We start from the raw sequence: 1,299 nt of genomic DNA, 5'->3' as shown, positions 1-1,299 counted from the left end.
GGAAAAAAGGATGCCGAGAAAACACTCGTTACTGAACAAATAAAGGTCGCCTTATCTTTACCAAGTGAAAAGGATACTCGCGTTTATATGTTGAGTTCATATGCAACCGCTTCCGTGGAATTTAATTTTCAACACGACCTAGGCCGTTTCGAGACTAATTGGGTTAAATGCATCCAGCCTGATTTTTTTAATAAAAAGCGCGACAAACGATACCAACAGGTAGATTTAGCAGGGATGTACCTTGGAGATATTACAAACTTACTTTCTAATGTCCATTTTTATGAAGGAATGAATAGTGCATTTTTAAAGTATCTCGTCCAATTAGAGTACTTACAGGATGCCAATGAAATCAGTCGATCGGAGATTGTTAAACAATTATCTGCACTAGCAAGGGGGGTTAGGATTAAAAAGCCACAGGATACCCCTAGTTTTATGATGAGTAATACAAGACTAATTTTGCAGGCACTTGGAAGAATGAATCGGGCGTTTAATAAGATCGAACAGCTACAGATTATTGCATCCCATCGTGTTATTACGCGACTGCATACGTTTGGATTGGATTTTGATAGCTTAAGCAAAGAGTTTCAGTCTTTAATTGAACTAAAGTCGCATTTGGTAGATGCCAATGCTGATGATTATGAGAATCGCAAAATTGCTTTGAAAAATGAAAACTTTTCTTTTTACTCCTATAAAAATGTTGGTTGGCTGGTCAATGGCTTACAACGTGATCGGGATTTAGCAGATCAGTATCAAAATATTCGTAAATTCATACTGTCTAATCCGACAATTTCGAATGAACGGTTACGTCAGTATCAAAATTTAAATCTAACTTGTCTACAATATTTACCCAACAACCATCAAATTAAAGAATATCAGGTGAAAAAAGTAAATGATTATGGAAAATACGAATTTATCACTAAATCTAATGACGCACTCATGGATGTCTCGGCAAATGCATCTGGCTTGACTAGCATGATGAAATATCAAGGAAAACGACAGACGATGTACGATGCCTTTAAGGACCAGGGATTTGCGACTACGTGGATACCAGATGATAACATAATGAATCCAGTCCAGTATGAAAGCCTGTACAAGGGTGTTCTAGGCGAAGTTGTTGGCAAATTTATTATTGAGGATGTTTTTGATACGACATTACTCCCTATTGAACAGTTAAAAAACAATGAATTATTTGATTTTAAAACCAATAGGAAAGTATTAATTGACTTTAAAAATTGGCATTCGGTTCATCCAATGAGTCTGGAGCAGGAAAGACAACACGTTAATGAAAAGTTAAATATC

General features: G+C 36.0%; 1 pseudogene. It reads left to right on the top strand.

Going from position 1 to position 1,299, the window contains the following annotated elements:
- Positions 1-1,299: pseudogene (locus D1831_RS14465) on the top strand (hypothetical protein); the annotation flags it as partial.

The organism is Lactiplantibacillus garii, assembly GCF_003885105.1.
Lineage (GTDB): Bacteria > Bacillota > Bacilli > Lactobacillales > Lactobacillaceae > Lactiplantibacillus > Lactiplantibacillus garii.
The sequence above is the reverse complement of the archived record's forward strand: the minus strand, read 5'-3'. Positions and strand labels throughout refer to the sequence as shown.